This window comes from Streptomyces rapamycinicus NRRL 5491, from assembly GCF_024298965.1.
GTDB classification, from domain to species: Bacteria; Actinomycetota; Actinomycetes; order Streptomycetales; family Streptomycetaceae; genus Streptomyces; species Streptomyces rapamycinicus.
The window spans coordinates 7,660,309-7,687,301 of sequence record NZ_CP085193.1; the positions used below are offsets into that span (position 1 = coordinate 7,660,309).

A 26,993-nucleotide genomic window follows, 5' to 3' on the forward strand; every position below is an offset into this window, starting at 1 on the left:
ACGCAATGGTGAATAACGAGGACAAGCTCCGGGACTACCTCAAGCGGGCCACCGCCGATCTGCGTCAGGCCCGTCGGCAGCTCCGCGAGGTCGAGGAGCGGCATCAGGAGCCCATCGCGATCGTCGCGATGAGCTGCCGCTACCCGGGCGGTGTGCGCACCCCCGAGGAGCTGTGGCGGCTCGTCCTGGACGGCGAGGACGCGATTTCCGGCTTCCCCACGGACCGTGGCTGGGACGTCGAGTCGCTCTACGACGCCGACCCCGACCAGGCGGGCGCCAGCTATGTGAACGAGGGCGGGTTCCTCTACGACGCGGGCGGCTTCGACCCGGCGGTCTTCGGGATCTCGCCGCGCGAGGCCATGGCGATGGATCCGCAGCAGCGGCTGCTGCTGGAGAGCTCGTGGGAGGCGTTCGAGCGGGCCGGGATCGACCCGACCGGGCTGCGCGGCCACCGGACCGGTGTGTTCGCGGGCGTGATGTACCACGACTACACCTCGCGGCTGGACTCCGTGCCCGAGGGCGTCGAGGGCTTCCTCGGCACCGGCAGCTCCGGCTCCATCGCGTCGGGCCGGGTGTCGTACACCTTCGGTCTGGAGGGCCCGGCGGTCACCGTCGACACGGCGTGCTCGTCGTCGCTGGTCACCCTGCACATGGCGGTGCAGGCGCTGCGCAACGGCGAGTGCTCGCTGGCGCTGGCGGGCGGTGTCACCGTGATGGCCACGCCCTCGACGTTCACCGAGTTCAGCCGGCAGCGCGGCCTCGCCGCCGACGGCCGCTGCAAGCCCTTCGCCGCCGCCGCGGACGGCACCGGCTGGGGCGAGGGCGTCGGCATGCTGCTGGTCGAGCGGCTGTCGGACGCGCGCCGGCACGGCCACCCGGTGCTGGCCATCGTGCGGGGCTCGGCCGTCAACCAGGACGGCGCGTCCAACGGTCTGACCGCGCCCAACGGCCCGTCCCAGCAGCGCGTCATCCACCAGGCGCTCACCAACGGCCGTCTCTCCGCCGCCGATGTGGACGCCGTCGAAGCACACGGCACGGGTACGACGCTGGGCGACCCGATCGAGGCGCAGGCGCTGCTCGCCACCTACGGCCAGGAGCACACCGAGGAGCAGCCGCTGCTGCTCGGCTCCATCAAGTCCAACATCGGGCACACCCAGGCCGCCGCCGGTGTCGCCGGAATCATCAAGATGGTCATGGCCATCCGCCATGGCGTGCTGCCCAAGACGCTGCACATCGACGAGCCCACCCCGCATGTGGACTGGTCGGCGGGTGCGGTGTCGCTGCTCGCCGACACCACCCCCTGGCCGGAGACCGGCCATCCGCGCCGCGCCGCCGTGTCCTCCTTCGGCTTCAGCGGCACCAACGCCCACACCATCCTGGAGCAGGCCCCCGCCGAAGAGGCCGAGGAGGCCGAGGAGGCCACCGGGGGACCGACGGCCCCGACGAAGCGGCTCGACGTCGTGCCGTGGACGGTGTCGGGCAAGAGCGCGGCGGGGCTGCGCGCCCAGGCCGAGCGGCTGCTGACCCACCTCGAGGCCGACCCGTCCCTGAACCCGGTGGACGTGGCTCTCTCGCTGGCCACCACCCGGGCCCAGCTCGACCACCGCGCCGTGGTGCGCGGCCACGACCGTGACGAACTGCTGGCCGGGCTCACCGTCCTGGCCGAGGGCGGCATGGCGGCGGGCGTCGCACAGGGCTCCGTCGTCGGCGGCCGCACGGCGTTCGTCTTCCCCGGGCAGGGGTCGCAGTGGGCCGGTATGGCGGTGGGGCTGATGGACGCCTCGCCCGTCTTCGCGGCGCGGATCGAGGAGTGTGCGGCGGCGCTCGCGGAGTTCACCGACTGGTCGCTGGTCGATGTGTTGCGGGGTGCGGAGGGGGCGCCGTCGCTGGAGCGCGTGGACGTGGTCCAGCCGGTGCTGTTCGCGGTGATGGTGTCCCTCGCGGAGCTGTGGCGTTCGCTGGGCGTCGTCCCGGCGGCCGTGGTCGGCCACTCGCAGGGCGAGATCGCCGCCGCGTGTGTGGCGGGGATTCTGTCGCTGGAGGACGCGGCCCGTGTGGTGGCGCTGCGCAGTCAGGCGATCGGCCGGGTGCTGGCGGGCCGGGGCGGCATGGTCTCGGTGGCGCTCCCGGTGGCCGATGTACGGGCGCGGATCGCGCCGTGGGGCGAGGAGCGGATCTCGGTGGCGGCCGTCAACGGCCCCTCCTCGGCGGTGGTTTCGGGTGAGCCCGAGGCGCTGGACGAGCTGCTCGCGTCCTGCGAGGCCGATGAGGTGCGGGCGCGCCGGGTACCGGTGGACTACGCCTCGCACTCGGCGCAGGTCGAACTGCTCCGCGAGGAGTTGCTGGAGCTGCTGGCCCCCGTGGAGCCCAGGGCCGCCGAGGTGCCGTTCCTGTCGACGGTGACGGGGGAGTGGGCCGACGGTTCCGAGCTGGACGCCGAGTACTGGTTCACCAACCTCCGTCGCACCGTTGAGCTGGAGGGTGCGGTTCGTCGGCTGCTCGATGAGGGCTTCGGCGCGTTCATCGAGTCCAGCGCGCACCCCGTTCTGACGATGGGTGTGCAGGAGACCGCCGAGGACGCGGGCCGTGAGGCCGCCGCGATCGGCTCGCTGCGCCGTGACGAGGGCGGCCTGGACCGCTTCTGGGCCTCCGTCGGCGAGGCGTGGACGCGGGGCGTCACCGTGGACTGGGCCGGATTGTTCGACGGTACGGGCGCGGCCCGCGTCGAGCTGCCCACGTACGCCTTCCAGCACCAGCACTACTGGCTGGAGGCGGGCAGCCCCGCCGCTGCCGCCGCCATCGCCGCCGACCCCGTCGAGACCCGCTTCTGGGAGGCCGTCGAGCGCGAGGACTGGCAGACGCTCGCCGCCGAGCTGGACGTCGACGGCGACGAGCGGGTCAGCGCGCTGCTGCCCGCCCTGGCCTCGTGGCGCAAGCAGGCGCGTGAGCAGTCCACGGTGGACGGCTGGCGCTACCGCGTCACCTGGAAGCCGCTCGCCGACGGGCAGTCCGCGCGGCTGACCGGCACCTGGCTCGTCGTCGCCCCGGACACGGGAGACACAGAAGACGCCGAGGGCACCGGGGCCACCGGGAACACCTGGACCGACGCCGTGGCCGGTGTGCTCGCCGAACGCGGCGCCGACGTACGGCGGATCGCCGTGAACATCGACACCGACACCGACGGCCGCGACGAGCTGGCCGAGCGGCTGCGGGCCGCGCTCGCGGAGACCGACGGCATCCCGTTCACCGGAGTGCTGTCACTGCTGGCCCTCGACGGCAGTCCGCACCCCCGGCACCCCTCCGTCCCGGCCGGGGTGGCGGCGCAGCTCGCGCTGGTGCAGGCCCTCGGCGACGCGGGGATCGGCGCGCCGCTGTGGTCCGCCACCCGTGGCGCGGTCTCCGTCGGCCGCGCGGACCCGCTGGACTCCCCCGAGCAGGCGCTGGTCTGGGGCCTGGGCCGGGTGGCCGCGCTGGAGCACGGCGAGCGCTGGGGCGGTCTGGTCGACCTGCCCGGGGCGCCCGACGAGCGGGCGCTGGCCCGGCTGGTGACCGTGCTCGCCGGGGCCGAGGAGGAGGACCAGGTCGCGATCCGCGCCACCGGGCGGCTCGTACGCCGTCTGGTGCGCGCCCCGCTGGCCGCCACGCCCGCCGTACGGGCCTGGAAGCCCACCGGCACCACCCTGGTCACCGGCGGTACGGGGGCGCTGGGCGCCCATGTGGCGCGCTGGCTGGCCGGCAACGGGGCCGAGCACCTGGTGCTCACCAGCCGCCGTGGTCTGGACGCCCCGGGCGCGGCGGATCTGCGGTCCGAACTGACCGAGCTCGGCGCCAAGGTGACCGTCGCCGCATGCGATGTGGCCGAACGCGCCCAGGTCGAGGCGCTGCTCGCGGACATCCCCGCCGAACACCCGCTGACCGCCGTCGTCCACACGGCCGCCGTGCTGGACGACGGGGTGATCGAGGGCCTGACCCCGGACCAGGTGGACCGGGTGCTGAAGGTCAAGGTGGACGCCACCCGCCATCTGCACGAGCTCACCCGGGATCTGGACCTGTCCGCGTTCGTGCTGTTCTCCTCCTTCGCGGCCACCTTCGGCGCGCCGGGCCAGGGCAACTACGCGCCGGGCAACGCCTTCCTCGACGCCTTCGCCGAGCACCGCCGCGCCCAGGGCCTGCCCGCCACCTCGCTGGCCTGGGGCCCGTGGGGCGAGGGCGGAATGGCCGAGGGCGGCGTGGGTGACCGGATGCGCCGTCACGGCGTCATCGAGATGGCGCCGCGCGCCGCCGTCACCGCGCTCCAGCACGCGCTGGACCGCGACGAGTCGGTGCTCACCGTCGTCGACATGGAGTGGAAGCGCTTCGTCCTCGCCTTCACCTCCGGCCGCTCCCGTCCGCTGCTGCACGACCTGCCCGAGGCGCGGGACGTCATCCAGGACATGGCCGGGGACGCCGAGGCGGACGGCGCGGGCGCGGTCGCGCTGGCCCAGCAGCTGGCCGGGGTGGCGGAGGCCGAGCAGGAGCGGCTGGTGCTGGAGCTGGTGCGCACCGCCGTCGCGGCCGTCCTGGGCTACGCGGGCGCCGACGACGTCGAGGCGGGCCGGGCCTTCAAGGAGCTGGGCTTCGACTCGCTGACCGCCGTCGAGCTGCGCAACCGGCTCAGCGCCGCCAGCGGGCTGAAGCTGCCCCCGACCCTGATCTTCGACTACCCCACCCCGACCGTGCTCGCGCGCCATCTGCGCACCGAGATCGCGGGCGGGCAGCGGGCCGCCGTGGCCGCGCTGCCGACGGCGGCGGCGCTCGCCGACGACGAGCCGATCGCCATCGTCTCCATGAGCTGCCGCTTCCCGGGCGGGGTGCGCACCCCCGAGGAGCTGTGGCAGCTGCTCGCCTCCGGGGGCGACGCGCTGTCGGAGTTCCCGGGCGACCGCGGCTGGGACATCGAGTCGCTGTACAACCCGGACCCGGACGCGCAGGGCACCAGCTACACCCGCGAGGGCGGATTCCTCACCGGGGCCGCCGACTTCGACCCCACCTTCTTCGGGATCTCGCCGCGTGAGGCCATGGCGATGGACCCGCAGCAGCGGCTGCTGCTGGAGACGTCCTGGGAGGCGTTCGAGCGCGCGGGCATCGACCCGGCCGCGCTGCACGGCAGCCCGTCCGGTGTCTTCGTCGGCACCAACGGCTCCGACTACTCCATCGTCATGCGCAACAACACCGAGGGCTACGAGGGCCACCTCGCCACCGGCAGCGCCGCGAGCGTCGTCTCCGGCCGCCTCTCGTACACCTTCGGCCTGGAGGGCCCGGCGGTCACCGTGGACACCGCGTGCTCGGCGTCGCTGGTGGCGCTGCACCTGGCCGTCCAGTCGCTGCGCCAGGGCGAGTGCTCGATCGCGCTCGCGGGCGGGGTGACCGTGATGGCCACCCCGGGCACCTTCATCGAGTTCAGCCGTCAGCGCGGACTGTCCTCCGACGGCCGCAGCAAGGCGTTCTCCTCGGACGCGGACGGCTTCAGCCCGGCCGAGGGCGTGGGCATGCTGCTGGTCGAGCGGCTGTCGGACGCGAAGAAGAACGGCCACCCGGTGCTGGCCGTCGTGCGTGGCTCGGCGATCAACCAGGACGGCGCGTCCAACGGTCTGACCGCGCCCAACGGTCCGTCCCAGCAGCGCGTCATCCGGCAGGCCCTCGCCAACGCGCGGCTGTCTCCTGCCGAGGTGGACGTCGTCGAAGCACACGGCACCGGTACGACACTGGGCGACCCGATCGAGGCCCAGGCGCTGCTCGCCACCTACGGTCAGGAGCGGCCCGACGGGCAGCCCCTGCTGCTCGGCTCCATCAAGTCCAACATCGGCCACGCCCAGGCGGCCGCAGGTGTCGCGGGTGTGATGAAGCTCGTGCTCGCGCTGCGCCACGGCGTGCTGCCTGAGTCGCTGCACATCGTCGAGCCCACCCCGCATGTGGACTGGTCGGCGGGCGGGGTCGAGCTGCTGACCGGGGCGCGGGAGTGGCCCGAGACCGGCCGCCCGCGCCGGGCCGCCGTATCCTCGTTCGGCTTCAGCGGCACCAACGCGCACGCCATCATCGAGCAGGCCCCCGCGGCGGAGCCGGATGAGGCCGAGCCGGTGACCCGGCGGCCCGGCGCGCTGCCGTGGACGGTGTCCGGCAAGAGCGAGGCGGCGCTGCGCGCCCAGGCCGCCAAGCTGCTGGCCCACCTCGACGCGGACCCGGCCCCGCGCCCGCTGGACATCGGCCACTCGCTGGCCACCACCCGCGCCGCCTTCGACCGGCGCGCGGTGCTGGTGGGCACGGACCGGGACGATTTCGTCCGGGGTTTGGACGCCCTCGCTAGGGGGCAGGTCCTGCCGAACCTGGTGCAGGGGGCCTCAATCGGGGGCAAGGCCGCATTCGTGTTCCCAGGACAGGGGTCACAATGGGTAGGCATGGCCGTGGAGCTGTTGGATGCTGCACCGGTGTTCGCTGCCCGTATTGATGAGTGTGCCGCCGCGCTCGCAGAGTTCACCGACTGGTCGTTGGTGGATGTGCTGCGCGAGGTGGAGGGCGCACCGTCACTGGAGCGGGTGGACGTTGTTCAGCCGGTGTTGTTCTCCGTGATGGTTTCGCTCGCGGAGCTGTGGCGTTCGCTGGGTGTACGGCCGTCGGCCGTGGTCGGCCACTCGCAGGGTGAGATCGCCGCCGCGTGTGTGGCGGGGATTCTGTCGCTGGAGGACGCGGCCCGTGTGGTGGCGCTGCGCAGTCAGGCGATCGGCCGGGTGCTGGCGGGCCGGGGCGGCATGGTCTCGGTGGCGCTTCCGGTGGCGGACGTACGGGCGCGGATCGCGCCGTGGGGCGAGGAGCGGATCTCGGTGGCGGCCGTCAACGGCCCCTCGTCGGTGGTCGTCTCCGGTGAGCCGGAGGCCCTCGATGAGCTGCTCGCGTCCTGCGAGGCCGATGAGGTGCGGGCGCGCCGGGTGCCGGTGGACTACGCCTCGCACTCCGCGCAGGTCGAACTGCTCCGCGATGAGCTGCTGGAGCTGCTGGCCCCCGTGGAGCCCAGGGCGGCCGAGGTGCCGTTCCTCTCCACCGTGACGGGGGAGTGGGTCGAGGGTTCCGAGCTGGACGCGGAGTACTGGTTCACCAACCTGCGGCGCACGGTTGAGCTGGAGGGTGCGGTCCGGCGGCTGCTGGACGAGGGCTTCGGGGTGTTCATCGAGTCCAGCGCCCACCCGGTGCTGACGATGGGTGTGCAGGAGACCGCCGAGGACGCGGGCCGGGAGGCCGCCGCGATCGGGTCGCTGCGCCGTGACGAGGGTGGTCTGGACCGCTTCCACATCTCGCTGGGCGAGGCGTGGACGCGTGGCGTGGCCGTGGACTGGGACGCGGTGTACGAGGGGACGGGCGCGGGCCGCGTCGAGCTGCCCACGTACGCCTTCCAGCACCAGAGCTACTGGCCGCGGGCGGCCGACACCCCGGCCGACGAGTCGGGCGCGCCGTCCGACGCCGTGGACGCCCGCTTCTGGGAGGCCGTCGAGCGCGAGGACCTGGAGTCGCTGGCCGGTACCCTCGCGTTCGAGGACGACGGTGAGCGGTCCTCGCTCGGCGCCGTCCTGCCCGCCCTGGCGTCCTGGCGCAGGCAGGCCCGCGAGCAGTCCACGGTGGACGGCTGGCGCTACCGCGTGACCTGGACCTCCCTGACCGAGGCACAGGCCCCGCGGCTGTCCGGCACCTGGCTGCTGGCCGTGCCCGAGTCCGCCGCCATCGACGACTGGACGCTCGGCGCGGTCCGGATGCTCACCGAACGCGGCGCCGAGGTGCGGCAGATCACCCCGACCGCCGTGGAGTCGGACCGCGCGTCGCTGACCCGCCTGGTGCGCGAGGAGCTGGCCGACGCCGGGGCCGTCTCGGGTGTGCTGTCGCTGCTCGCCTTCGACGCGGGCACCGCGCCCGGCACCGACGGTGTCAGCGCCGGGCTGGTCGGTTCCGCCGTGCTGATCCAGGCCCTCGGCGACGCCGGGGTGGACGCGCCGCTGTGGTGCGCCACCCGGGGCGCGGTCGCCGTCGGCGGTGCGGACCAGGTGGAATCGCCCGAGCAGGCGCTCGTCTGGGGCCTCGGCCGGACCGCCGCCCTGGAGTACCCGGAGCGCTGGGGCGGTCTGGTGGACCTGCCCGGCGCGCCCGACGAGCGGGCGCTGGCCCGGCTCGCCGGGGTGCTCGCCGGGACCGACGGCGAGGACCAGCTCGCGGTGCGCGCGGCCGGGGTGTTCGCCCGCAGGCTCGCCCACGCCCCGCTGGCCGGCGCGCCCGCCGTACGGTCGTGGAAGCCGTCCGGTACGACGCTGGTCACCGGCGGTACGGGTGCGCTGGGCGCCCATGTGGCGCGCTGGCTGGCCGCAGGCGGGGCCGAGCACCTGGTGCTCACCAGCCGCCGTGGCCTGGAGGCCCCGGGCGCGGCCGAACTGCGGGACGAGCTGACCGAGCTGGGCACCGAGGTCACGATCGCCGCGTGCGACGTGGCCGACCGCAAGGCCGTCGAGGCGCTGCTCGCCGCCGTCCCGGCCGACCGGCCGCTCACGGCGGTCATGCACGCCGCGGGCGTCCTGGACGACGGTGTCCTGGACGCGCTCACCCCGGAGCGGTTCGCCACCGTCCTCGGCCCCAAGGCCGACGCGGCGCGCCATCTGGACGAGCTGACCCGCGATCTCGACCTGTCCGCGTTCGTGCTGTTCTCCGGTATCGCGGGCACCCTCGGCGACGCAGGGCAGGGCAACTACGCGGCGGCCAACGCCTATCTCGACGCGCTGGCCGAGCGGCGCCGCGCGGCGGGCCTGCTCGCCACCTCGGTGGCCTGGGGCCGCTGGGGCGAGACGGGGCTGGCCGCCGACGGCGCCATCGGCGAGCGGCTGGACCGGGGCGGCGTCCCGGCGATGGCCCCGCATGCCGCGATCACGGCGCTGCAGCGGGCCCTGGACCACGCGGACACGGTCGTGGCCGTCGCCGACATCCAGTGGGACCGCTTCGCCCACGGCTACACGGCGGTCCGCCCCAGCCCGCTCATCGGCGAGCTGCCCGAGGTCAAGCGGCTGCGGGAGACCGGCGGCCCGGCCGGTGAGCCCGGCGCGGCCTCCGACGGGTCCCCGGCGGACGCGCTGCGCAAGCGGCTGGCCGGGATCTCCCGGGCCGAGCAGTCCCTGGTCGTCCTGGAGGTCGTGCGTACCAACGCGGCCGCCGCGCTCGGCCACGCCTCGACCGACGAGGTCGGCGCCGGGCGGGCGTTCAAGGAGCTGGGCTTCGACTCGCTCATCGCGCTGGAACTGCGCAACCGGCTGACCGCCGCCACCGGGCAGAAGCTGCCCGCCACGCTGGTCTTCGACTACCCGACCCCCGCGGCGCTCGCCGAGTTCCTGTGCGGCCGGATCGTGGGCGACGGCGGTACGGCCGCGGCGCCCGGGCTCGCGGAGCTCGACGCGCTGGAGTCCGCGCTGTCCGTCCTCGACCCCGACAGCGAGGCGCGGGACGACATCGCGGCCCGGCTGCGGGACCTCGCGGCGAAGTGGGCGGAGCCCCGTACGGCCGATGCCGAGGCGGCCGACGGCGACAGCGGCACCGTGACGGAGAAGTTGCAGGAGGCGACGCCCGACGAGGTCTTCGCCTTCATCGACAAGGAACTCGGAATCTAAGGATCGTTGGGTCCGAGGGCGCAAGGTTTGTGACGAGAAGCATGGGTGAGACTCCAATGGCGGATCAGGACAAGATCCTCGACTACCTCAAGCGGGTAACTGCCGATCTGCACCAGACGCGGCAGCGTCTTCGCGAGGTCGAGTCGCAGGAGCCTGAGCCGATCGCGATCGTCGGAATGAGCTGCCGGTTCCCCGGAGGCGTCACGTCTCCGGAGGAGCTGTGGGAGCTCGTGGCCGCGGGCGGCGACGCCATCGCGGACTTCCCCACGGACCGTGGCTGGGACGTCGACGCGCTCTTCGCCGACGACCCCGACGAGCAGGGCACCAGCTACACCGACAAGGGCGGGTTCCTCGACGGCGCGGGCGAGTTCGACGCCGGGTTCTTCGGGATCAGCCCGCGCGAGACCCTCGGCATGGACCCGCAGCAGCGGCTGCTGCTGGAGACGTCCTGGGAGGCGTTCGAACGGGCCGGGATCGACCCGGCCACGCTCCGCGGCAGCAAGGCCGGTGTCTTCGTCGGCACCAACGGCCAGGACTACCCGGAGCTGATGCACACGCTGCCGCAGGGCGTGGAGCAGTATCTGCTCACCGGCAACGCCGCCAGCGTCATCTCCGGCCGGATCTCCTACACCTTCGGCCTGGAGGGCCCGGCGCTCACCGTCGACACCGCGTGCTCGGCGTCGCTGGTGGCACTGCACCTGGCCATCCAGGCGCTGCGCAACGGCGAGTGCTCGCTGGCGCTCACCGGCGGCGTCACGGTGATGAACAGCCCGCGCGCGTTCATCAACTTCAGCCGCCAGCGCGGCCTCGCGCCCGACGGCCGCTGCAAGGCGTTCGCGGACGGCGCGGACGGCACCGGCTGGGGCGAGGGCGTCGGCATGCTGCTCGTCGAGCGGCTGTCGGACGCCCGACGGAACGGCCACAAGGTGCTGGCCGTCGTCCGTGGCTCGGCCATCAACCAGGACGGCGCGTCCAACGGTCTGACCGCGCCCAACGGCCCGTCCCAGCAGCGCGTCATCCGCCAGGCACTCACCGACGCCCGGCTCACCCCGGCCCAGGTGGACGCCGTCGAGGCACACGGCACCGGCACCAGCCTCGGCGACCCCATCGAGGCGCAGGCCCTGCTCGCCACGTACGGGCAGAACCGGGTCGAGGGCCGCCCGCTGTGGCTCGGCTCGGTCAAGTCCAACTTCGGGCACACCCAGGCCGCCGCCGGTGTCGCCGGAATCATCAAGATGGTCAAGGCCATCGAGCACGGTGTGCTGCCCAGGACCCTGCACGTCGACGCGCCCTCCCGGGACGTGGACTGGGACGCGGGCGCCGTCTCCCTGCTCACCGAGAACACCCCGTGGCCGGAGACCGGCCAGCCGCGCCGCGCGGGCATCTCCTCCTTCGGCGTGAGCGGTACGAACGCGCACACCGTCATCGAGCAGGCCCCCGCCGAGGACCGCGAGGCCCCCGGTGACACCGCTCCCTCGGAGTGGACCGGCATCGGCGGGCAGGTGCCGCTGCTGGTGTCCGCGCAGAGCGCACCCGCGCTGCGCGCCCAGGCCGAGCGGCTCACCGCCCGGGTGCGGGACGAGCCGGGCCTCGGCCTGGTCGACCTGGCCCACTCGCTGGCCACCACCCGTGCCGCGCTGGACCACCGGGCCGTGGTCCTCACGGGCGAGGGCGGCCGCGACGAACTGCTGCGCGGACTGGCCGAACTCGCCGAGGACGCCCCCACCGGCGGCGTCGTCCGGGGCGAGGTCGCCGAGGGCAAGGTCGCGTTCCTCTTCACCGGCCAGGGCAGCCAGCGCGCCGGAATGGGCCGTGAGCTGTACGCGGCCGTCCCGGCCTTCGCCCGCGCCCTGGACGAGGTGTGCGCCGAGCTCGACCAGCACCTCCAGCGGCCGCTGCGCGAGGTCATGTTCGGCGACGACGGCGGGTTGCTGGACCGCACCGGCTACACCCAGCCCGCGCTGTTCGCCCTCGAAGTGGCGCTGTTCCGGCTGCTGGAGACCTGGGGCGTCAAGCCCGACTTCCTCGTCGGCCACTCCATCGGCGAACTGGCCGCCGCGCATGTGGCCGGTGTGCTCTCGCCGGCCGACGCGGCGAAGCTGGTGGCCGCGCGCGGCAGGCTGATGGGGGAACTGCCCGCCGGTGGCGCGATGATCGCGATCCAGGCGTCCGAGGACGAGATCACGCCGCTGCTCACCGAGCGGGTGTCGATCGCCGCCATCAACGGGCCGACGTCGGTCGTCATCGCGGGTGACGAGGACGCGGCTGTCGCGATCGCTTCCGGTTTCGAGGCGCGGGGCCGTAAGACCAAGCGGCTCACCGTCAGCCACGCGTTCCACTCGCCGCGCATGGACGGCATGCTGGACGCCTTCCGCGAGGTCGCCCGGCAGGTCACCTACGCCCCGCCGGTCATCCCCGTCATCTCCAACCTCACCGGCGGTTCGGTCTCCGCCGACGAGATCTGCTCGCCCGACTACTGGGTCCGGCACGTCCGCGAGGCGGTCCGCTTCACCGACGGCATCCGCCGGCTCGAGGAGTACGACGTCGCCACGTACGTGGAGCTGGGCCCCGACGGGGTGCTCTCCGCCATGGCGCAGGACTGCGTCACCGGCGACGGCGCCGTGTTCGTGCCCGTGCTGCGCGGCGACCGCCCCGAGGCCACCGCCCTGGCCGGTGCCCTCGCCCGCGCCCATGTGCACGGCGTGGCCGTCGACTGGGCGGCGGTCTTCGAGGGGTCCGGCGCCCGCCGCGTCGAACTGCCCACCTACGCCTTCCAGCGCGAGCTGTACTGGCCCGAGCCGCGCGGCCCCTGGACCGGCGATGTCACCGCCGCCGGGCTCGGCTCCGCCGACCATCCGCTGCTCGGCGCCGCCGTGTCGCTCGCCGACGGCGCCGGATTCCTCTTCACCGGACGGCTGTCCCTCCAGACCCACCCCTGGCTGGCCGACCACGCGGTCATGGACACCGTGCTGCTGCCCGGCACCGCCTTCGTGGAGCTGGCCATCCGCGCCGGTGACCACGTGGGCGCGGACGTCCTGGAGGAGCTCACCCTCGAGGCCCCGCTGGTCCTGCCCCCGCAGGGCGGCGTCCAGCTCCAGGTGTCCGTGGGCGCCCCCGACGAGACCGGCCGCCGCTCGCTGACCCTGCACTCGCGTCTTGAGGAGGCCCCCGACGGCACCTGGGGCGAGGGCGAGTGGACCCGCCACGCCACCGGTGTGCTCGCCGCCGGCGCCACCACGCCCTCCGACTATTCCGAGAACCTCACCACCTGGCCCCCGGCCGGTGCCACCGAAGTCCCCGTGGACGGCCTCTACGAGTGGCTCGCCGAGACCGGATTCGCCTACGGTCCCGTGTTCCAGGGGCTCCAGGGCGCCTGGCAGCACGGCGACCAGGTGTACGCCGAGGTGCGGCTGGACGAGAGCGCCCGCGCCGAGGCCGAACTGTTCGGGCTGCACCCGGCGCTGCTGGACGCGGCCCTGCACGCCGTGGGCATCGGCTCCCTCCTGGAGGACACCGAACACGGCCGCCTCCCCTTCTCCTGGAGCGGGGTCCGGCTGCACGCAGTGGGCGCCGCCACGCTGCGCGTCCGGCTCTCGCCCGCCGGTCAGGACGCGGTGGCCGTGCTGGTGACGGACGAGAGCGGCGCGCCCGTCGCCTCCGTCGACTCGCTGCTGCTGCGCCCCGTCTCGCCCGACCAGGTGCACGCCGCGCGCGGCGCCTTCCACGAGGCGCTGTTCCGCGTCGAGTGGACCCCCGCGCCGGTCCCGGCCAACACCACCGTCGTGGCCGGGCAGTGGGCGGTGCTGGGCGCCGAACACCCCGAGCTGGCCACCGCCCTGCCCACCGCCGCCGGGTACGCCGACCTGGCCGCGCTCGGCGCGGCCGTGGACGCCGGGGCACAGGTGCCGCAGGCCGTCGTCGCGCCGTTCCTCGCGGGTGACACCGGGCTTCCCGTCGAGACCGCCGTGCGCGAGGCCCTGCACCGCGCGCTGGAGCTGGTCCAGAGCTGGCTCGCCGACGCCCGCTTCGAGGGCTCCCGGCTGGTGATCGCCACCCGTGGCGCCGTCGCCACCTCGACGGACGCCGACACCGAGGACCTGGCCCACGCCCCGCTGTGGGGCCTGCTGCGCTCCGCGCAGTCCGAGAACCCGGACCGCTTCGTCCTGGCGGACCTCGACGGCACCGACGAGTCCTACCGGGCGCTGTCCGCCGCCCTGGCCACCGGCGAATCGCAGCTCGCGGTCCGCGCCGGGACCGTGGTCGTACCGCGCCTGGCCAAGGTCGCCTCCGCCGCCGAGCGGACCGCCCCCGCCCTCGACCCCGAGGGCACCGCCCTGGTCACCGGCGCCACCGGCACCCTCGGCGGCCTCGTCGCCCGCCATCTGGTGGCCGAGCACGGCGTACGCCATCTGCTGCTGCTCAGCAGGCGCGGGGGAGACGCCCACGGCGCCGCCGAACTCGTCGCCGAACTGCGCGCGTCGGGCGCCGAGGTCACCCTCGCCGCCTGCGACGTGGCCGACCGCGACGCGCTCGCCGCGACCCTCGCCGCCATCCCGGCCGAGCATCCGCTGACCGCCGTGGTGCACACCGCGGGCGTGCTGGACGACGGTGTCATCGGCTCGCTCACCGCCGAGCGCGTCGACCGCGTCCTGCCGCCCAAGGTGGACGCCGCGTGGAACCTCCACGAGCTCACCCGCGACCTCGACCTGTCCGCGTTCGTGCTGTTCTCCGCCGCCGCCGGCACCCTCGGCGGCCCCGGCCAGGCCAACTACGCGGCCGCCAACGCCTTCCTGGACGCCCTCGCCCACCGGCGCCGCGCCCAGGGCCTGCCCGCCACCGCCCTCGCCTGGGGGCTGTGGGCCGAGCGCAGCGGGATGACCGGCGACCTGGACGACACCGACATCCAGCGCATCAGCCGCGCCGGAGTGGCCGCCCTCTCCTCCGAGGAGGGCCTCGCCCTCCTGGACACCGCCCTCGCCGTGGGCGACCCCACGCTCGTCCCCATGCACCTGGACCTGGCGCCGCTGCGCCACGCCGATGCCACCATGGTCCCCGCGCTGCTGCGCGGCCTGGTGCGGGCCCCCGGCCGCCGGGTGGTCGAGGCGGGCGGCGGCGCGGCCCCCGGCGGCCTCGCCGACCGGCTCCTCGGGCTGTCCGTCCCCGAGCGCGACCGGCTGCTGCTGGAGATCGTCTGCGGCCAGGTGGCCGCGGTCCTCGGCTACGCGGGCCCGGAGGCCGTCGGCTCGGCACGCGCCTTCAAGGAGCTGGGCTTCGACTCGCTCACCGCCGTCGAACTGCGCAACCGCCTCGGCGCCGTCACCGGCGTAAGGCTCCCGGCCACCCTCGTCTTCGACTACCCGACGCCGACCGCGCTCGCCGGCTTCCTGCGCACCGAGATCCTCGGCGACCAGGCCGACGAGGCCGCCGCGGCCCCGGCCGCCACGGTGGCCGTCGCCGACGACGAGCCCATCGCCATCGTCGGCATGAGCTGCCGCTACCCCGGCGGGGTCACCAGCCCCGAGGAGCTGTGGCAGCTGGTCACCGGCTCGGTGGACGCCATCTCCGGCTTCCCGACCGACCGCGGCTGGCAGCTGGAGGGACTGCTGGGCGACGACCCCGAGCAGACCGGCACCAGCGCCACCATCGAGGGCGGATTCCTCTACGACGCGGGCGAGTTCGACCCCGACTTCTTCGGCATCAACCCGCGTGAAGCCCTCGCCATGGACCCGCACCAGCGGCTGCTGCTGGAGAGCTCCTGGGAGGCGTTCGAGCGGGCCGGGATCGACCCGGCGACCGTTCGCGGCAGCAAGACCGGCGTCTTCGCGGGCGTCATGTACCACGACTACCTCTCCCGGCTGACCGCTCTGCCGGAGGGCCTGGAGGGCTACCTCGGCACGGGTACGGCGGGCAGCGTGGCCTCGGGCCGGGTGGCGTACACCTTCGGTCTGGAGGGCCCGGCGGTCACCATCGACACGGCGTGCTCGTCGTCGCTGGTGGCGCTGCACCTCGCGGCGCAGGCGCTACGCAACGGCGAGTGCACCATGGCCCTCGCGGGCGGTGTCACCGTCATGTCCACCCCGGACACCTTCATCGACTTCAGCCGCCAGGGCGGGCTTTCGGCCAGCGGCCGCTGCAAGTCCTTCTCGGCCGACGCGGACGGCACCGGCTGGGCCGAGGGCGTCGGCATGCTGCTCGTGGAGCGGCTGTCGGACGCCGAGAAGAACGGCCACAAGGTGCTGGCGGTCGTGCGGGGCACGGCCGTCAACCAGGACGGCGCGTCGAACGGGCTGACGGCGCCGAACGGACCCTCGCAGCAGCGGGTGATCCGGCAGGCGCTGGCGAACGCCCGTCTGACGGCGTCCGAGGTGGACGCGGTCGAGGCGCACGGTACGGGTACGACGCTGGGCGACCCGATCGAGGCGCAGGCGCTGCTGGCCACGTACGGCAAGGAGAAGACCGAGGACCAGCCGCTGTGGCTGGGCTCCATCAAGTCCAACTTCGGCCACACCCAGGCCGCCGCCGGTGTCGCGGGCATCATCAAGATGGTGCAGGCCATGCACCACGGCGTACTGCCCCGGTCGCTGCACCTCGACGCGCCCTCGCCGCATGTGGACTGGTCGGCGGGCGCGGTGTCGCTGCTGAGCGAGGCGCGGGAGTGGCCGGAGACCGGGCGTCCGCGCCGGGCCGGTGTCTCCTCCTTCGGCGTCAGCGGCACCAACGCGCACGCCATCATCGAGCAGGCGCCGCGGCCCGAACCGGCCGAGGGCTCCGCGCTTCCGGCCGCCCGGCCGTCCGTGCTGCCGTGGACGGTGTCGGGGAAGAGCGCCGACGCGCTGCGGGCGCAGGCCGAGCGGCTGCTCGCCGACCTGGAGCGGCGGCCGGACGTCTCCCCGACCGACCTGGCGTACTCGCTCGCGACCTCCCGTGCCGCGCTGGACCACCGTGCCGTCGTGGTCGGCGGGGACCGTGCGGCGCTGATCGCGGGCCTGGCGGCGCTGGCGGGCGGCGAGTCGGCCGCGGGGCTGGTCCAGGGCTCGGTGGCGGATGGCAAGGTGGCGTTCCTGTTCACCGGCCAGGGCAGCCAGCGGCTCGGCATGGGCCGTGAGCTGTACGACGCCTACCCGGTGTTCGCGGAGGCGTTCGACGCCGTCTGCGATGAGCTGGACGCGCATCTCGAACGGCCGCTGAAGACCGTGGTGTTCGGGGATGACGCGGCGGAGCTGGACCGGACAGGGTTCACCCAGCCCGCGCTGTTCGCCATCGAGGTGGCGCTGTTCCGCCTGGTCGAGGCGTGGGGGCTGCGGCCCGACTTCCTCTCCGGGCATTCGATCGGCGAGCTGGCCGCCGCGCATGTGGCGGGTGTGCTGTCGTTGGCCGACGCGGCGAAGCTGGTGGCGGCCCGTGGCCGTCTGATGCAGGCGCTTCCGGCCGGTGGCGCGATGATCGCGGTGCAGGCCTCGGAGGACGAGGTGGCGCCGCTGCTGACCGAGCGCGTCAGCATTGCCGCGCTCAACGGCCCCATGTCCATCGTCATCGCGGGCGATGAGGACGCGGCTCTGGAGATCGCTTCCGGTTTCGAGGCTCAGGGCCGTAAGACCAAGCGGCTCACCGTCAGCCACGCGTTCCACTCCCCGCGCATGGACGGGATGCTGGAGGCGTTCCGCGAGGTGGCCGAGGGACTCACGTACGAGGCCCCGCGCGTCCCGATCGTCTCCAACCTCACCGGGGACGTGGTCTCCGCCGAGGAGATCACCAGCCCCGGCTTCTGGGTGCGCCACGTCCGCGAGGCCGTCCGTTTCCTCGACGGTGTCCGGACGATGGAAGCCCAGGGCGTCACCACCTACCTCGAACTCGGTCCCGACGGTGTGCTCACCGCCATGGCCCAGGAGTGCGTCAACGACGCCGACGCGGCCGGTTTCGCCGCCGCGCTGCGCAAGGACCGCGCCGAGGCCGAGACCGTCGCCACCGCCCTCGCCGCCCTGCACGTCCGCGGCGTGGCCCCGGACTGGGCCGCGTACTTCGCCGGGACCGGCGCCCACCGCGTCGACCTGCCGACCTACGCCTTCCAGCACCGCCGCTTCTGGCTGACGTCCCCCGCGGGCTTCGTGGGCGACGTCGAGTCGGCGGGTCTGGACCGGGCCGACCACCCGCTGCTGGGCGCGGCCGTGCCGCTGGCGGACTCCGACGGCTTCCTGTTCACCGGCAGGCTCTCCCTCGAAAGCCACCCGTGGCTGGCCGACCACGCCGTCATGGGCACCGTGCTGCTGCCCGGCACCGCCTTCGTCGAACTGGCCATCCGCGCCGGTGACCAGGTGGGCTGCGACCGGCTGGACGAGCTGACGATCGAGGCGCCGCTGGTGCTGCCCGAGCGCGGCGCGGTCCAGCTGCAGATCGTCGTCGGCGCCCCGCAGCAGGCCGGGCACCGCACGCTGGAGCTGTACTCGCGGGCGCAGGACGCGCCCGCCGAACTGCCGTGGATCCGGCATGCGAGCGGTGTGCTGGTGGCCGGTGGCCCGCGGCCCTCGTTCGACCTGACGGCGTGGCCGCCGCAGGGCGCCGAGCCCGCCGGGGTCGAGGGGCTCTACGAGCACCTGGCGCAGGGCGGCTTCGCGTACGGGCCGATGTTCCAGGGGCTGACCGCGGCCTGGCTGCGCGGCGACGAGGTGTTCGCCGAGGTGCGGCTGCCGGAGGACCGCAAGGCCGACGCGGGCGGGTTCGGGCTGCACCCGGCGCTGCTGGACGCCGCGCTGCACAGCACGTTCGCCCGCGCGGGCGGCGATGAGCAGGGGCGGCTGCCGTTCTCCTGGAGCGGGGTTTCGCTGCACGCGGTGGGCGCCGACGCGCTCCGGGTGCGGCTGACCCCGGCCGGTGCCGACGGCGTGTCGCTGGAGCTGGCCGACGGCACCGGTGCCCCGGTGGCCTCGGTCGAGCAGCTGGCGCTGCGCCCGGTCTCGGCCGGGCAGCTCGCCGAGGGCCGCTCCGCCGCGTACCACGAGTCGCTGTACCGGCTGGACTGGGCCACCGTGCCGATGTCCACCGAGAGCCCGGCGGCCTTCTGGACGGTGCTCGGCGAGGGCGCGCCCGCCCCGCTGACCTCCGGTGCCGCGATCCACGCCGACCTGGACGCGCTGGCCGCGGCCGGGGACGCCCCCGCGTACGTCCTGGCGTATCTCGACCCGCGCGCCGCCACCGGGGACGAGGTGACCGCCGCCGTCCACACCGCCACCCAGCGGACGCTGGCGCTCGTCCGGGCGTGGCTGGCCGACGACCGGTTCGCCGCGTCCCAGCTGGTGCTCGTCACCCGGGGCGCGGTCGCCACCGCCGGCGACGCCGGGACCCACGACCTGGCGCACGCCCCGGTGTGGGGCCTGGTGCGCTCGGCGCAGTCGGAGAACCCGGACCGGCTGGTGCTGGTGGACCTCGACGGCACCGACGCCTCCTACGAGGCGCTGGGCGCCGCACTCGCCTCCGGCGAGCCGCAGTTCGTACTGCGCCGGGGCGCCGTACACGCCCCCCGGCTGGCACGCACCGCCGCCGCCGGGCCCATGGTGCCGCCGCCCGGCGAGCCGGCCTGGCGGCTGGACATCCAGGACAAGGGCACCCTGGAGAACCTCACCCTGCTGCCCAGCCCCGAGGCCGCCGCGCCGCTGGAGGCCGGGCAGGTGCGGGTCGCGGTCCGGGCCGCGGGTGTGAACTTCCGCGATGTGCTCAACGCGCTCGGCATGTACCCCGGAGACGCGGGCCTGATGGGCAGCGAGGGTGCGGGAGTCGTCCTCGAGACCGGTCCCGGCGTCACCGGCCTGGCGCCCGGCGACCGGGTGATGGGCATGCTGCCCGGCGGTTTCGGCCCGCTGGTGGTCGTGGACCGCCGCATGGTCGTGCCGATGCCGGAGGGCTGGTCGTACGCGCAGGCCGCGTCCGTGCCGATCGTCTTCATGACGGCCTACTACGCGCTGCGCGACCTGGCCGGTCTCCAGGGCGGGGAGTCGCTGCTGGTGCACGCCGCCGCCGGTGGTGTCGGCATGGCCGCCGTGCAACTGGCCCGCCACTGGGGCGTGGACGTCTACGCCACCGCCAGCCAGGGCAAGTGGGACACGCTGCGCTCACTGGGGCTGGCCGACGACCGGATCGCCTCCTCCCGCGACCTGGCCTTCGAGGACAAGTTCCGCGAGGCCAGCGGCGGTCGCGGCGTCGATGTCGTACTGAACTCGCTGGCCGGCGAGTTCGTGGATGCCTCACTGCGGCTGCTGCCGCGCGGCGGCCGGTTCGTCGAGATGGGCAAGACCGACGTCCGGGCGCCCGAAGAGGTCGCGGCCACCTACCCCGGCGTCTCCTACCAGGCGTTCGACCTCACCGAGGCGGGCCTGGACCGCATCCAGGAGATGCTGCGCGAGCTGCTGGAGCTGTTCCGGCAGGGCGCGCTGCGGGCGCTGCCGATCACCGCGTGGGACCTGCGGCAGGCCCCGGACGCGTTCCGCTACCTCAGCCAGGCCCGCCACATCGGCAAGGTCGTGCTCACCGTGCCCGCCCCGTGGAACCCGGACGGCACCGTGCTGATCACCGGCGGCACCGGCACCCTGGGCGGCCTGGTCGCCCGGCACGCCGTCACCGAGCGCGGCGTACGCCGCCTGGTGCTCACCAGCCGCCGCGGTGAACAGGCCGCGGGCGCGGCCGAACTCGCCGCCGAACTGCGCGAGCTGGGCGCCGAGGTCACCATCGCCGCCTGCGACGCGGCCGACCGGGACGCGCTCGCCGCCGTCCTGGCCGACATCCCCTCGGTGCGTCCGCTGACCGCCGTCGTGCACACCGCCGGGGTGCTGGACGACGGGGTGATCGACGCGCTGACGCCGGAGCGGCTGGAGAAGGTGCTGCGCCCCAAGGTGGACGCGGCCGTCAACCTGCACGAGCTGACCCGCGACCAGGACCTGGCCGCGTTCGTGCTGTTCTCCTCGGCCGCGGGTACGTTCGGCGGCCCCGGTCAGGCCAACTACGCGGCGGCCAACTCCTTCCTGGACGCCCTGGCCCGCCACCGCCAGTCCCAGGGACTCGCCGCCACCTCGCTGGCCTGGGGCCTGTGGGCCGAGGCCAGCGGGATGACCGGTGAGCTGGAGGCCACCGACAAGTCCCGGATGACCCGCTCCGGAGTGCTGGGGCTCTCCTCCGACGAGGGCCTGGCGCTGTTCGACGCCGCCCAGGAGGTGGGCGACGCCTTCCTGGTACCCATGCAGCTCGACCTGGCGCCGCTCACCGGCGCGCCCATCGAGATGGTGCCGCCGCTGCTGCGCGGTCTGGTACGCGGCGGTACGACCCGCCGCACCGCCGAGTCGGGCGCGGCCGGGGACGGCTCCTCGCTGGTGGAGCGGCTGGTCCGGCTGGACGCGGCCGAGCGCGAGCAGACCCTGCTCGACCTGGTGCGCGCCCAGGTGGCCGTGGTGCTCGGCCATGACTCGCCCGACGCGGTGGAGGCGAGCCGGGCCTTCAAGGACCTCGGCTTCGACTCGCTGACCGCGGTGGAGTTCCGCAACCGGCTCGGCGCCGCCGCCGGGCTGCGGCTGCCCGCCACGCTGGTCTTCGACTACCCGACGCCGACCGCGCTCGCCGGATACCTGCTGGAGGAACTGCTCGGCTCCGAGGCGGCGGCCGCCGTCCCCGCACGGGCGGAGGGCCCCGCGGGCGCCGGGACGGACGAGGACGACCCGATCGCCATCATCGCGATGAGCTGCCGCTTCCCCGGGGACGTACGCACCCCCGAGGATCTGTGGGAGCTGCTGGCCGAGGGCCGGGACGGCATCGCCCGGCTGCCGGAGGACCGGGGCTGGGACCTCGAGGCGTTCTACGACCCGGACCCGGACCGGCCCGGCACCTCGTACGCCCGCGAGGGCGGCTTCTACTACGACGCCCACCACTTCGACCCGGCCTTCTTCGGCATCAACCCGCGCGAGGCGCTGGCCATGGACCCCCAGCAGCGGCTGCTGCTGGAGACCTCCTGGGAGTCCTTCGAGCGGGCGGGCCTCGACCCGGGGGCGCTGCGCGGCAAGCAGGTCGGCGTGTTCGTCGGCCAGATGCACAACGACTACGTGTCCCGGCTGCACACCGTCCCGGAGGGCGTCGAGGGCTACCTCGGCACCGGCGGCTCCAGCAGCATCGCCTCCGGCCGGGTGTCGTACACCTTCGGCTTCGAGGGCCCGGCCGTCACCGTCGACACGGCGTGTTCGTCGTCGCTGGTGGCGCTGCACCTCGCGGCGCAGGCGCTGCGCAACGGCGAGTGCGCGATGGCGCTCGCGGGCGGTGTCACCATCATCACCACGCCCGACGTCTTCACCGAGTTCAGCCGCCAGCGCGGCCTGGCCAGGAACGGCCGCTGCAAGCCGTTCGCCGCGGCCGCCGACGGCACGGCCTGGGGCGAGGGCGTGGGCATGCTGCTGGTGGAGCGGCTGTCGGACGCGAAGCGGTACGGCCACAAGGTGCTGGCGGTCGTGCGGGGCACGGCCGTCAACCAGGACGGTGCGTCGAACGGGCTGACGGCGCCGAACGGTCCCTCGCAGCAGCGGGTGATCCGGCAGGCGCTGGCGAACGCGGGTCTGTCGGCGTCCGAGGTGGACGCGGTGGAGGCGCACGGTACGGGTACGACGCTGGGCGACCCGATCGAGGCGCAGGCGCTGCTGGCCACGTACGGCAAGGAGAAGTCCCCCGAACAGCCCTTGTGGCTGGGCTCGATCAAGTCCAACTTCGGCCATACGCAGGCCGCGGCGGGTGTCGCGGGCATCATCAAGATGGTGCAGGCGATGCGGCACGGTGTGCTGCCGAAGTCGCTGCACATCGATGAGCCGTCGCCGCATGTGGACTGGGCGGCGGGCGCGGTGTCACTGCTGAGCGAGGCGCGGGAGTGGCCGGAGACCGGGCGTCCGCGCCGGGCCGGTATCTCGTCCTTCGGCATGAGCGGCACCAACGCGCACGCCATCATCGAGCAGGTGCCGGAGCCGGAGGAGACGGAGGTTCCCGGGATTCCGGCCGGCGAGCCGTCCGTGCTGCCGTCCGGCGAGCCGCCCGTGCTGCCGTGGGTGCTGTCCGCCAAGACCCCCGAGGCGCTGCGCGCCCAGGGGGCCCGGCTGCGCGCCCATGTGGCCGGCCACCCCGAGCCGTACCTGGCCGACCTCGGCCACTCCCTGGCCACCTCCCGGGTGCCCTTCGAGCACCGGGCGACCCTCGTCGCCCGCGACCGGGACGCCTTCCTGGCCGGTCTCGACGCCCTCGCCGAGGGCCGCACCACGACCGGTCTTGTCGAGGGCGCGGTGGCCGAGGGCGGCAAGCTGGCCGTCCTGTTCACCGGCCAGGGCAGCCAGCGGCTCGGCATGGGCCGCGAGCTCTACGACGCCTACCCGGCGTTCGCCGAGGCGCTGGACGAGGTGTGCGACGCGCTGGACCCGCATCTCGAACAGCCGCTGAAGACGGTGCTGTTCGGGGACGACGCGGAGCGGCTGGACCGGACCGGCTTCACCCAGCCCGCGCTGTTCGCGGTCGAGGTGGCGCTGTTCCGCCTGGTCCAGGCGTGGGGCGTGCAGCCGGACCTCCTCTCCGGCCACTCCATCGGCGAACTGGCGGCGGCCCATGCGGCCGGTGTGCTCTCGCTGGCCGACGCGGCGAAGCTGGTGGCCGCCCGTGGGCGGTTGATGCAGCGGCTGCCGGCCGGTGGCGCGATGATCGCCGTCCAGGCGTCCGAGGACGAGGTGACCCCGCGGGTCGGCAAGCGCGTGAGCATCGCCGCCGTCAACGGCCCGACCTCGGTCGTGGTCGCGGGCGACGAGGACGCCGCACTGGAGATCGCGGCGGCCTTCGAGGCGGAGGGCCGCAAGACCAAGCGGCTCACCGTCAGCCACGCGTTCCACTCGCCCCACATGGACGGCATGCTGGACGCCTTCCGCGAGGTGGCGCTGGGGCTGACGTACCAGGCCCCGCGCATCCCGATCGTGTCCAACCTGACCGGTGGCCTGGTCCCCGCCGAAGAGATCATGACTGCTGACTTCTGGGTGCGCCACGTCCGCGAAGCCGTCCGCTTCCTCGACGGTGTCCGGACGATGGAGGCCCAGGGCATCACCACCTACCTCGAGCTGGGCCCCGACGGTGTTCTGACCGCGATGGCCCAGGACTGCGTGGCGGACGCCGACGTGGCCGCCTTCGCCGCCGCGCTGCGCAAGGGCCGTCCCGAGGCCGAGACGCTGCTCACGGCGATCGGCACCGCCCATGTCCGGGGCGCCGCGGTGGACTTCGGCCCGCTGTACGCCCCGTACCGCCCGCGGCGGGTCGACCTGCCGACGTACGCCTTCCAGCGCCGCTCGTTCTGGCTGGACGCCGGACCCATCGGCGGCGACGCCACCGCGATCGGCCTCCACGCGGCGGGCCACCCGCTGCTGGGCGCCGCCGTGGAACTGCCCGACTCGGACGGCATCGCCTTCACCGGACGGCTCTCCCTCCAGACCCAGCCCTGGCTCGCCGACCACGCCGTCATGGGCACGGTGCTGCTGCCCGGCACCGCCTTCGTGGAACTGGCCCTGCGCGCCGGAGACCACGCGGGCTGCGACCGCCTGGACGAACTCACCCTGGAAGCCCCCCTGATCGTCCCCGACCAGGGCGCCATCCAACTCCGCCTCTCCCTCGCCGCCCCCGACGACACCGGCCGCCGCGCGCTCACCCTGCACTCCCGTGCCGAGGGCGCCCCGACGGACGAACCGTGGCTGCGCCACGCCACGGGCGCCTTGACGGCGGGCATGGCGGAGAGTCCGTTCGACCTGACCGCCTGGCCGCCCGCCGAGGCGGAGAAGATCGAGGTAGCGGGCCTCTACGAGGGCCTGGCCGATTCGGGCTTCGCCTACGGCCCCGTCTTCCAGGGCCTGACGGCCGCCTGGCGACGCGGCGACGAGGTGTTCGCCGAGGTAAGCCTGCCGGAGGACCGCAAGTCCGACGCGGGCGCGTTCGGCCTGCACCCGGCGCTGCTGGACGCCGCACTGCACGCACTCGGCCTGAGCGCGGCCGAAGAGGGCAACGGCCAGGGCCGCCTGCCCTTCTCCTGGACCGGAGTATCCCTGCACGCGGTGGGCGCCTCGGCCCTGCGTGTGCGGCTGGACGGCACGGCCACAGGCACGGTGACCCTGGAGCTGGCCGACACAACGGGCGCCCCGGTGGCATCGGTCGAGGGCCTGGCCCTCCGCACGATCTCCCCGGACCAGCTGGGCGCGGCCCGCCCCGGCAGCCCGTCCGACTCCCTCTTCCGCCTGGACTGGCTCCCGGTCCCGGCCCAGTCCACCGAGGTAACCCCCAACCACTGGGCGGCAGTGGGCCCCGACACCCTGGGCCTCCAGACGTACGCGGACCTGGAGGCACTGGCAGAGGCGATCGCCTCCGGCAGCACGCCGCTCCCGAAGTACGTCGTGGCAAATCAAGCCCGTCCGGCGATTGAGGACACGCCCGAAGGGCGCCCAGGCGCGCACTCGGACGGTGCGGCATCTCCAGCCCGTCCGGCGCTTGAGGACCGGGGTCCAGGGGCGGAGCCCATGGTTACGGGAAGGGGCGAAATTGGGGAAAGCTCCTCACCGGCCGACACGGCGCACCACGCCACCACCCACACCCTGGCCCTACTCCAGCAGTGGCTGGCCGAAGAGCGCTTCGCGGACTCGCGTCTGGTCCTTCTGACCACGGGAGCCGTAAGCACCGGCACGGCCGAGCCGATGACCGACCCGGCCCAAGCCGCCATCTGGGGCCTGGCCCGCTCCGCCCAGGCGGAGAACCCGGACCGCATCGTCCTCGTGGACACCGACGGAAAGGGCAAGCCCCAGGACACCCTGGCCACCGCCCTGGCAACGGGCGAACCCCAAATCGCCCTCCGCGACGGCGCCCCAAGGGCGCCAAGGCTGGCGCGGACCACCGTGGCGACGGCGACGGAGAACCGAGCACCCGAGTGGAATGCCGACGGCACCGTCCTCATCACCGGCGCCACCGGCACCCTGGGCACCCTCCTGGCCAAGCACCTGGTCACCAAGTACGGCGTACGCCACCTCCTCCTGCTCAGCCGCCGAGGCGAAACCGCCCCCGGCGCAGCCGAACTCACCACCGAACTCACCGACCTGGGAGCCGAACCCCGCTGGGCGGCCTGCGACGCGGCCGACCGCAACGCCCTGGCCGAAACCCTGGCAGCGATCCCCACCACCCACCCCCTCACCGCCGTGATCCACACGGCGGGCGTCCTGGACGACGGAGTGATCGGCTCGCTCACCCCCGAGCGCCTGGCCACCGTGGCCCGCCCGAAGGCACACGCGGCGTGGAACCTCCACGAGTTGACCCAGGACGCGGACCTGTCCGCGTTCGTCCTGTTCAGCTCGGCCGCGGGCGTCTTCGGCGGCCCCGGTCAGGGCAACTACGCGGCGGCCAACGCCTTCCTGGACGCCGTCGCCCAGCACCGCCGCGCAGGCGGCCTGCCCGCCACCTCCCTCGCCTGGGGCCTGTGGTCGGTGGCCGGAGGCATGGGCGGTGAGCTGGACGAGGCCGAGAGCGCCCGCATCCGGCGCGGCGGGGTCGGCGTACTCACGGCAGAGACCGGCATGGAGCTGTTCGACGCCGCACAGGCCGTCGCACAGAACTCGGACGAGGCGCTACTCGTACCGCTGCCGCTCGACATGGCCGCCCTCAGGGCACAGGCAGGGAGCGGCATGCTGCCCGCGCTCTTCCGCGGCCTGGTCCGGGCCCCCGCGCGCCGCGCGGCCGAGTCCGCGGCGGCCGCCGCGGCCGGTGCCGAGGCGCTGCGCGAGCGGCTCGCCGGGCTCTCCGGGCCCGAGCGCGAGGAGGTGCTGCTGGAGCTGGTGTGCACCCAGGTGGCGGCCGTCCTCGGCTATCCCGGCCCGGAGACGGTCGACCCGGCGCGCTCGTTCAGCGAGGTCGGCTTCGACTCGCTCACCGCGGTCGAGCTCCGCAACCGTCTCAACGCGACGACCGGAGTCCGCCTCCCGGCGACTCTGGTCTTCGACTACCCGACTCCGGGCGCACTGGTCGAGTACCTGAGGGGCGAGATCCTGCCGGACGACGCGTCGGCGGTCACCTCGCTGCTCGCGGAGCTCGACGGGCTGGAGAAGTCCCTGGCCCTGGCCGGAGCCGCCCCGGACGACGAGGGCCGGAGCAGGGTCACCGCGCGGCTCCAGGCCCTGCTCGCGCAATGGAATGACAACCGAGGACCGGAAGACGGCGCCGGGGTCGCCGAGGAGCTGGAGTCCGCCACGGACGACGACCTCTTCGACTTCATCGGCAAGGAATTCGGGATCTCCTGAAGTGACCGTAGCC

2 protein-coding genes are annotated in these 26,993 nt (G+C 74.3%); both read left to right on the top strand.

The genetic code is table 11. The features are described from left to right. Positions 1–8: 8 nt before the first annotated feature. A complete protein-coding gene (locus tag LIV37_RS31985) occupies positions 9–9,668 on the top strand; it encodes a type I polyketide synthase (protein ID WP_373920784.1) in 9,660 nt (3,219 codons plus the stop codon). Positions 9,669–9,724: 56 nt separating this feature from the next. After that, the gene (locus LIV37_RS31990) at positions 9,725–26,980 is read left to right on the top strand and encodes a type I polyketide synthase (RefSeq protein WP_254807125.1); all 17,256 of its coding nucleotides are present in this window, start codon (positions 9,725–9,727) and stop codon (positions 26,978–26,980) included. Positions 26,981–26,993 lie beyond the last annotated feature (13 nt).

Coding starts and splice junctions, on each gene's coding strand:
- LIV37_RS31990 (WP_254807125.1), top strand. CDS start 9,725: ATGGCGGATCAGGACAAGATCCTCGACTACCTCAAGCGGGTAACTGCC.